At 33.9% G+C, this 9,869-nt stretch carries 9 protein-coding genes and 1 pseudogene; 1 reads left to right on the plus strand and 9 read right to left on the minus strand.

Annotated features, from left to right (window positions below; translation table 11 throughout):
• Window positions 1-15: 15 nt before the first annotated feature.
• Window positions 16-918 (plus strand): diacylglycerol/lipid kinase family protein, encoded by a 903-nt coding sequence (locus J2Z38_RS06760; RefSeq protein WP_209774130.1) that lies wholly within the window; start codon window positions 16-18, stop codon window positions 916-918.
• 85 nt (window positions 919-1,003) lie between these two features.
• Here J2Z38_RS06760 and J2Z38_RS06765 read toward each other — a convergent pair whose 3' ends face one another.
• From J2Z38_RS06765 to J2Z38_RS06805, 9 genes and pseudogenes are all read right to left on the minus strand, one after another.
• Window positions 1,004-1,840 (minus strand): DegV family protein, encoded by an 837-nt coding sequence (locus tag J2Z38_RS06765; protein ID WP_209774131.1) that lies wholly within the window; start codon window positions 1,838-1,840, stop codon window positions 1,004-1,006.
• 236 nt (window positions 1,841-2,076) lie between these two features.
• Window positions 2,077-5,118: an InlB B-repeat-containing protein gene (locus J2Z38_RS06770; protein ID WP_209774138.1), complete on the minus strand. Its 3,042-nt coding sequence runs from the start codon at window positions 5,116-5,118 to the stop codon at window positions 2,077-2,079.
• A 203-nt stretch (window positions 5,119-5,321) separates the two neighbouring features.
• Entirely contained in the window at window positions 5,322-5,933 is a 612-nt protein-coding gene (locus J2Z38_RS06775; protein ID WP_209774139.1) for a class I SAM-dependent methyltransferase, read from the minus strand.
• Between the two features lie 209 nt (window positions 5,934-6,142).
• A pseudogene (locus tag J2Z38_RS06780) lies at window positions 6,143-6,448 on the minus strand (DUF3801 domain-containing protein); the annotation flags it as partial.
• 49 nt (window positions 6,449-6,497) lie between these two features.
• Complete coding sequence (locus tag J2Z38_RS06785) at window positions 6,498-7,394, minus strand: IS3 family transposase (RefSeq protein ID WP_209774163.1); 897 nt, start codon at window positions 7,392-7,394, stop codon at window positions 6,498-6,500.
• On the minus strand, window positions 7,391-7,681 hold the full coding sequence (locus tag J2Z38_RS06790; RefSeq protein ID WP_209774147.1) for a transposase: 291 nt from the start codon (window positions 7,679-7,681) through the stop codon (window positions 7,391-7,393). The genes J2Z38_RS06785 and J2Z38_RS06790 overlap by 4 nt, the downstream gene beginning before the upstream one ends.
• 377 nt (window positions 7,682-8,058) lie before the next feature.
• A complete protein-coding gene (locus J2Z38_RS06795; protein ID WP_209774149.1) occupies window positions 8,059-8,571 on the minus strand; it encodes a hypothetical protein in 513 nt (170 codons plus the stop codon).
• Window positions 8,572-8,593: 22 nt separating this feature from the next.
• Entirely contained in the window at window positions 8,594-9,658 is a 1,065-nt protein-coding gene (locus tag J2Z38_RS06800) for an ABC transporter substrate-binding protein (protein WP_209774165.1), read from the minus strand.
• 79 nt (window positions 9,659-9,737) lie between these two features.
• Window positions 9,738-9,869 (minus strand): transposase (locus J2Z38_RS06805; protein WP_209773854.1); only part of this gene is annotated, 132 nt, incomplete at its 5' end.

Raw genomic sequence — 9,869 nt, forward strand, 5'->3', positions numbered from 1 at the left:
ATAAATAGGATTATTATGAGAAAGATTTTATTTATTATTAACTCAAAAGCTGGTAAGACAGAATTTGACATAAAAAAAGAAGATATAGAAGAAACTTTTAGAAAGGCCGGGAGGCTTTCTGAGATAGAAGTCGTCAACACTAGGTATAAAAACCACACCAAGTACCTGATCGACGCCTTTGACACCCTTAAATATGACGAAAAAATCGTTATAATTTGTGGTGGTGATGGGTCCTTAAACGAACTTGTAAACGTAGCCTATGGCAAAGATATGACCCTTGGCCTTATACCAACAGGTACAGGCAATGATTTTGCCAAAAATTTTGACTATGGGTCCTTCACCCTAAATTCCCTTTTGAATTTTAAGACAAAAAAAATCGACCTAATCAAGGTCAACGACTTTTATTCTATAAACGTGACAAGCCTTGGCTTTGACACCCAGGTTTTAAAAAGAGCCTACGGTTACCTTGATAAAAATCCTAAACTCGGCAAAAAAGCCTATGGCCTCGCCGTCCTAAAGTCCTTAAATAAGATTAATTGTGAAAATTTGGAATTAAAATTAGAATTAGTCGACGGATCAAATTTTGAAATCAAGGGGGATTATTTAATCTCTGCCCTATGCAACGGTGGATTTTATGGGTCTGGTTTTAACCCTGCTCCCGAGGCTAAAGTAGATGACGGAGTCCTAAACCTACTTTTGGCAGATAAGATTCCCTTTATACGCTTTGTCCCACTTATAAAAAAATACAAGGAAGGTCGCCATAAGGAAAGCAAGTATATCAACGAAATCCTTGTAAAATCCGGAACTATCAGGTCTAAAAACAAATTCATTGCCAACGCCGATGGAGAAATCTTTGAGACAGAAGAAATAAAATTCCAAGTCTTGCCAAAAGCCCTAAATTGGGTAATATTTGAATAAATTTTATTGAATTATTTAACAAAAAAACTGATCCTAGTTTTATGGGTACACATCACAAACAAGGATCAGTTTTTTTATTTTTCTCTTAAATTTTTAGAAAACTTACAAGATAGGTTGATGGGCCAGAATGACAACCAAGAACGGCTGTAACTGGGGATTCTATATACAATTCAGCCCCATCTATAAGGTCAGATAACTTTTCCTTAATCGGTTCAGTATCTTCTGCATTTTCCCCATAGGCCAAAGCCAAATAATACCTATTAGCATTTTCCAGAGCCTTTCGAGTCTCCTTAGCAATGAAAGAAATCGCTCTTTTCGTGCCCACAACTGACTTATGATTTGCTATTGCCCCTTTTTCATCAATGGTAAGGATAGGATTAATCCTCAAAGTACCTCCTATAAGGCCACTAACCGCACTCAACCTCCCACCTCTTATTAGGTGGCTTAGGTCAGATACACTTGCAAAAATTCTTAAATCCTTAATCTTATCTTCAAGAATTGTCCCAAGGTCTTCAAAGCCAATCCCTTGTGAAATCAGACTTTTTGCATACATCACCAAAAGCCCTTCGGTCATGGTAATATTTTTACTATCAATAAGTATATAGTCCAAATTTTGCTGGTCAAGAGCAAGCCTCATGGCATTGAAAGTCCCCGATAAGGCCTGAGAAATACCAATGGCAAGGATTTTTGTATATCCCTTATCTTTTATCAAATTGATTTTTACCAAAAAATCATCAACAGAAGGTGCCGAAGTAAATGGCATCTCAGAAATCCTTGAAAAAAGCTCATCAGGACTTATCTCCACCAAGTCTTTTTTAGACTCATTTTCAAAATTCACATACAAGGGCACAACAAAAATCCCTTCACTTATATTTTCTTCTAAATTAGATGCCGAATCCGTTAAAATTCCTATCTTTTCCATATCAATTCCTTTACTATCTTTATAATTAGCCCTCGCCAATAAATCTTTTTTTAATTAAAATACTTTTAAAATCATTAATCTAGTTTCCATAACTAGATGATGTTATTTTATCTTTAAAATTAATATTGTCAAGAAAAGAGAATTATTAGATATTTACAAATATTATATAAAAATAGCTATTAATAATAAATAAAAAAACCAACCTCCTCCATTTCGGATTTGGTTGGTAATCTTAATTAATATTTTTTCCTTATAGCTGTGTAAGCGCTTGATGAAAGAAGAATAATGGTTGAATATAAGGCAAAACCAGGTTCAACTCCTGTTTTTGGATTTTCTCTAGAATTTCTTAAATTCTCTTTATTAGCCTTGGCCAATACATCTACATAAGCAAGCTTAGTAACCTTGCTTCCTGATTTATCAATCAAGCTATATTGTATTTCGTACCTGCCGGCTACCCTATTATCAAATTTTCCTTGGTCAATTATAACCGAATCGACTAGGTTTGATCCGTCTTCCTTGTCATAGGCCCTGGTAATCAAGGTTCTTGGGTCAAATTTTTCCCCAACTATGATTGCCCCATCCTTTACTTCAAGAACTGGAGGAGTATTTTCGGCCTCTTTTTCGTTAGGCTTTTCTTTTTCCTTTTCAATAGGTGAATCATCTTGTTTTAAACCAGGATCTACTTCTTTAATGTCATCTGGTATTTCAGTTTTTTCATCTGGTCTATAGTCAGGTACCGGACCTGGTCTATCATCAGATGGTTTAGGAGGATTCTTTTTATAGATAGCATATACAAGCCTATCTCCATTTACTATAGTAGCATCATTAAAGTTTTCCCCTTTGCCATCCTTCTTCTCATTCCAATTTTCAAAAGTGTATCCTGCTTTTGTAGGATTAGCTGGCATTGACTCATCTATTAAATCATCAGAATTAATAGATTTTCCATTTTGAACAAAAACTACCTTATAAACCTTGTCATCATTTATAAAAGTAACCCTACTAGTGTTGCTCTTATAATTTATATCGTTATTATTCAATAAACTAGGTCTATTTCCTACATTTTGCTTCACATCAGAGTCAGAACTGAAGTTTAAGTTATTAAACTCTTTAAAATTGTTTGGCGGATAAAATAAACCAGCCCTAGCAATATTACCCTTAAATAAAGTTGTGTCTTCTATTGTAAGATTTTTATACTTATTAGTATCGGCCGGATCATTATAATACCAATCTTCTGTGAAAATAGCTCCACCCATACCAGCCTTATTGTCGATAAACTTAGTATTTTGACTAATATTTACATTAGCATCTTCACCAATATAAAGTCCACCACCTAGGCGCTGTTCTTGGTCCTCGCCTTCTCCTGTGTCATTGCCATTAAATTCACTGGCTTTAATGTCTGCGCTTCCATCATTAACAACCACACCAGCTCCACGAGGAGCGAAATTATTATTTATTTTTGCTCCATTGAATTTTAAACTACCGCCATTAAAAGATATAATTGCTCCGCCATATTCTGCTGCTGCATTCTTTTCAAAAATAGTGTTCTCAATAGAATATTCTTTGAGACCATCCATGCAAAGTGCGCCGCCATGTTTATTACTAATATTATTTGTAAAATTTGTATTTTTTATAATAAGATGTGAATTTTTTACTATTATAGCTCCACCAAAAATCATGCAGATATTTTGATTAAAATATGAATGACTAATAGTTAATTTTTCATTACGGTTATCAATTGCACCACCTTGTGAACCTGCTTTATTTTCTACAAATTTGCTATTTTCAATATTAGCACCCTTATATAGAAATAATGCACCACCGTTTTTGGTTGCATTGTTTTTATCGAAAATTACATTTTTTAATTTTAATGAATCTTCGCCATAAATGGCGCCTCCAAACTTTGAGCTATTATTTGAAAATTTTACAAATAATTGATTATCATCAGTTTTTACGCCATTTAAAGTAGACTCACCCTTTAAATACATAGCGCCACCCTGTGAAGATGCTACGTTATTTTCAAAAATACCATTAGTTACAATTAATTTCTGTTCTGAATAAACAGCTCCTCCCTTTTCAGCTTTATTATTATTAAATTTTAAATCTTTAATTTCTAATTTACCCGAAGAATGAATCGCCCCTCCTGTACTAGCTTTGTTATCATTAAAAGTTGCATTTTCTATACTTGCAGTTGCCCTTGAACCAACTAAAATAGCACCGCCAGATTTCTTAGCCTTGTTGTTTTCAAACTTTCCTCCAGTTATATTTAATTCACCGTAGGCTGCTAAGAAACCTCCATCGCTTGTATTAGATTCATTATTTGAAAAAGTACCCCCACTAATATTGACAGTAGTACCATTATAGGCTTGAATTACTCCACCTTGCGTATTAGAGTTATTATTCTGAATAGTAGCTCCAGGTAAAATATTAAGAGTTCCGCCTGTAACGTGAATCGCAGGACCGCTTTCCTTATCTGTATCAACGAAATTTTGTATAGTCGCACCATTGCCAATAGTTACCTTGCCATTATTTGAAATGAAAAGGCATTGGCATGTGCCACTACCATCAAGGGTGATATTATCAATAGTAAGTTCACTATTTTCTTGTATAGCAAGGATTCCCCACTCACCTTCTCTTTTTAAAACAGAAGACACATTTTGCCCGGAAGTTATTCTAAATTTATTATTAGACCTATAATAACCTCCCATTTCATCAGCTGGTACAGTTACATCTCTATTGACATAAATGGTATAAAATCCATCCTTACCATTGTTATCCATGCTTCCCACTGCATCATAGAATTTATCAAATTCACCTACTATGATTTCTTCAGTGCCCTCTGCCCCTCTCTTTTTTACAGTAAAGGCTTTAGGTGTTTGGCTAGGATTGCCTAGAGGCACTGGTTTTATTTCCTCAGATAAATCAGCTTTCTCTGAATCTTTTTCTGGCTTTTCACCATTTTCCTGACCATTAGTTGAATCTTTTTTCTCAGTTTGAGATTTTTCTTTACCTGCTTTTAAAGGATTAGTGTTGTTGTCTGATACTTCACCTGTTTCTGATTTTTTATCAGACTCTTGGCTCTTTTCTTTTGCTGGCTCGGTTGATGAATTTTGCTGGCCAGATTCACCTGAACTTTCGCTTGGTGTGGCACTTTCAACCCTAATCTCAGCCGACCCAGGACTTTCTTCTTCAGCATAGACCTTTGGCAATCCATTTAAGAGGATTATTGAAAAAATCAACAAGCCCACTAGGTTCGTACTTATTTTTCTTAAATAATTCACATTAGCTTGCTCCTTTCATTCTACTTCAATTCATTATATCGCTAATCTACAATAATTCCACAAAGTTTTTGTAATATTTCATTTAAATGATTTTAAAAGATCTGGAAAGTTGATTCTAAACTGATTGCTATTTTTCGCACTAAAAAAGGGACTTTTGCAACATCCCCTCCTTAATATTTATTTTTCATTATTCACAAATTTTTTTATAATTTTCTAGCTAAAAATACTAGATGCTCTTCCTCGTCCAGATGGTATTCGCATTTAAATCCTATCTTATTCAATGTTTCTGTGAGATATTCGGGAGAATAAACTTCAAAATCTAGCATATCCGCCCATTTTTTTATATTTTTATGTTCTCTATATGCTCCTTCGTTGCATATTAGAAACTGACCGTCCTTAATTAGAACACGATGAATTTCCCTAAAAGATACTTCTATATTCTTCCAAAAATAAATGGTTTCGAAGGCAGTTACTATATTTATGGATTCATCTTCAAAAGGTAACTTAGCCACGTCTGCTTCAATAATTTTACACCTGCCATCTCTTATAGCTTCGCTATTTACTGAACTTGCGATATCTACACTTGTTTTAGAGTAGTCTATTCCATATACTTTTTTAGCCTTTGTTAAGAAGTATTGAACATTACGTCCACCACCACATCCTAGATCTAAAACTACATCCGAGGTTTTAATATGCAGAAAGGATCTGCCCCATTTCGCCAATTTTTCGTGACCAACGTTCATTCCTTTCACCATGAAACGACCACCGAAATTATTTTTAGGATTTTTTACATTTTCAAAAAATTTTTTTAACATTTTCATCTCCTGTTGATAACAATTATCAGTGTCATTTTATCATAAATTTTACATTTATTCAATTTTATATCCTATCTACATTGATGTATTCAAGAATTTCGATAATCGAAATTCTTGATTTCCGATTTTCGGAATTCTGGACTTCTGCTTTTCGGAAGTCTTGTTATTTTGGGTATCTAAGGGTGTAACTTTTCGTTACTCCCTTAGATTTATCTGGTCATATCTTTTTTGTTTGGTTTTACTTTTTCTTTTACTTTCCTTTTGACTTTTTCTTTTGTCTTATCCTTGTTCTTGGATATGTCTTTGTATTTCTTTATTTGTTTTAGGATATTTTCTTTTTCTTTTTTATTTTCTTTGGCTATGACTTGCTTAAAGGCATATTCCATTACTTTTATGTCTTTGGCTTGGAAGAATATTTCATAGTTTTGTGTTTCTTTGTTTTTCATTACTGAAAAGTTTACTCCAAGTTTGTTTAGTTCTTTTTTTAAGTCTTTGAGGTCGCTTTGATCTATGGAACTGTCAAGATAAGTAGAGTCTTCAAACTCACTAAATTGTTTATGGTTCCTATGCTGCCAGAAGTTGAACCTCCAGCAACTGCTTATACATAACCGGCGGAAGTCCATCCGGGTTTGATGTATATATCCGTTTTTGATTGTAATATATAAATACATACCTGAAGATCATTGTTTTTACTTCTTCTCTTTTCATGCGATAGGTTGGAATCCTGTAAAGAAGTTCCTTCTTGAGCGTCGCGAAGAAGCTCTCCATCCTAGAGTTATCAAAGCAATGATTGACTCCGCTTAAACTTTGACTAACTCCTGCATTAGCAAGAACCTGTTTAAAGGCTTCGCTAATGTACTGACTTCCTCTGTCAGAATGCACAATAGCACCGTTCAGATTGTATTTTTGAGTTACAGCTTTAAAAGTATCAATGCACAATGCTTTCTTCATGTTATCTTTCATTAGAATGGATAGTATCTCTCCATTACAACAATCCATAATAGGTGAAATATAAAGCTTTCCATCTTGACATTGTATCTGAGATAAATCAGTTAGAAGCTTTTTATATGGCAAAGTTGATGAAAAATCCTGCTTTATTAGATTTTCCTGTTCCTGTATTTCAGTTGTTGCATGTGTTAATCCTTTCGACTTTCGATGAGGAATATGAAGCCATCCATGCTCTCTCATAATACGTGTTATTCTGCGAATGCCTGCTTTGATTCCTTTATGTTTTAAAGCAATTTGCATTCTTGGTGTTCCATAATTATCGTTGTATGGAGATTCATTCAGTATCAATTGAATTGCTGCCGAAAGAATATTATCTTTACCGGGTTTATTAAGATTGTTTTTATACTTGTAATAACCTGAAATGCTTACATGAAGAGTTTCGCACATAAGCTTTACAGTCCAAAGTTCATTGTGCTTGTCATAAATGAACTGATAACGGTAATGAGCCTTTATTTCTTCCGGCTTACGGCGAAAAAACCGAGAGCCTCTTTACGAATGTCATTAGACCGTTGAAGTTCTAAAACCTCTTTTTCAAGCTCGCATATCTTTTGATTCTTGGCATCATTAGAAAAACGTTTGTTACCGCTTCCAACATATGCGGTTTCCTGATATTTTTTACGTTTATTACGCCAGCCCGAAAGGGTGTAATAAGGAATACCGAGTTGATTAGCAGCGGCATTAAGACCAATTTCATCGGATAGCTTAACAGCCTCTTCTTTAAAAGTTTTGTCGTATTGCATTTTGATCACCTCTGTGTTTTTAATAATACCATAGATTTGGTGAGTTTACCAACTCTACTTAAATGCTACCACTCCAAAGCATAGTTACTGGGTTGACAGTAGGTTTTCTTCCAAGTGATGAGTAGACTTTTTTTAATTCTGATAGATTCATCCTTTCTATTATATTTTTTACAAGCCTTAGTTTTATGTCATCTTGGATATATATTTCTGTATTAAAGTTTAATCTTAGTTGAATTGTATCATTAACTAGTGTATAGTTAGTTAATGATGATGTATTTTAACGGTTTTCATAAATACATTGTATCAAAAAAGACGAGGATTTTTATATTTCCTCGTCTTTTTCTATGATGGGACTTTTGCAACAGCCCCTTTTTCTTTTATAGAACTTTTGCGTCATATACTTCTTCGGGCTTGGCGGCTAATAGTCTTGCTGCCATATCTTTTTTCATCTGAACCAAAGTAGCCTCTTCTTCTTCACTTCTATCTTCTTTTCTTGCTAATTCAACAAATTCTTTTAATACAAAGCCTGGTTTTATGGTTATAACAACTGTTTTATCTCTATATTTGAATTTAAAATAATATCTTCCATGAGGACTTTCTAAGATTCCTTCAGCTTCTTTTAAGTTAATGTCAACAGAAATCCTACCATCTGTTACGCATCTTGTTACCATTTCAAAAGCATCTAGCCCTCCCGGTCCCGGAAATGCTGTAGTAAGATATATCTCTCTTCTTTCTAATAATTTCCCATCATCTAAAAGTGGAAAGGCTCTACTCATGACTTGAAATGCATGAGCTACTCCCCCGGGATAACCTACACCATGATAATTTAGTAAATTATCAAAGCTATATTCTAATTCTTGTCCTTTTTCTAATACTTTTATTTTATCCATGTTTCTTCCTTTTTTCTTAAAACTACTTCCTCAATATTGTAGCAACTTCATCATCTGATAATTTGTAATTATATACATATTCAAAGAAATTCTTTAACTCTACTTTCATGTCCATATCTGAAAATAATTGTGGATGCTGTATTTTTGCAGCCCATTTAACTGTAAGTGGAGTTTCAACCCCAGGAGGATCCCATCTATAAACACCTATAGGAATTTTGTATACTTGTTTATTAGCTACAGCTTTAATTGTTGACCAGTCTCTTCCTTCCTGCTTATTTTCAATAAAGTCTTCCGGCATTAAGTCTGAATGATTTCCTAAATAAATGATATCAGGGTTCCATAGTAGCATCTGCTCCATGTCCACATCAGCTAATTTACCCTTAAGCTCGTGGGCCGGATTATTGGCTCCACTTGGGTTCATCCAATGGTCGTATGCTTTTACAGCTACTTTCATGTCACTATAAAACTCTATAACTTTTGGTTTATCTTCATCTTTTATTTCAGCTAACTTTGATGTTACTTCATTAATTTCTTTGTCCATATATTCAACTAATAAGTCGCCACGTTCTTTCTTCTGAAGTACTTCAGATATTATTTTTATATTTTCTTTTATACTGTCAAATTCTGCCCTCTTTAAAGCTACTACCTTAAGTCCTGCAGCTTCCATTTTTTTAATTTCTTTTTCACCATTCGAATAAATAAACACTACATCCGGTTTTAGCTTCAATAACTCTTCCACGTTAACAACTGAGTCTTTTGAACACCATTTAGTATTCGCATTAGCTAATTGTGGATACATATTTTTTAAAACACTTTCTTCAAAAGCTTTAATAGAAGATGGGTTGCATCCTACAATTTTATCTGTCTTTCCATCAATTGCATATATTATAGACGGAAAAGGCTTATCTACCGTTGCAATTCTTTCCGGTGCTTTTTCAAATTTAATCGTTTTTCCTCTAACATCAGTAACCGAATATCCGCTTTCTTTTTCCTCTTTAACTTCTTCTACTTGACTAGCTTCTTTCTCATTGTTTTCACTGGTTTCATTTTTATTGCTTTGAGAGTTGCCGGAGCAAGCATTTAAAATTGGCTCTTTGTCAAATCGTGTTGGTAATTAAAAATCAACTACATTCTTTATCGGGGATAGAAATTTCTATCCCCGATTTTTAACTAGCAAATAAATTTCTTGAAATAAGTATTCTAGTTCTAAAATTCGCAAAATTCCTGTAACCAAACGCCACTCTCTTTAAAACCTTAATGTAATTGTTTATCCCCTCAATAGCACCATTAGAATACTC

The sequence above is a fragment of the Anaerococcus degeneri genome (assembly GCF_017874475.1).
In the GTDB taxonomy this organism is placed as follows: Bacteria; Bacillota; Clostridia; order Tissierellales; family Peptoniphilaceae; genus Anaerococcus; species Anaerococcus degeneri.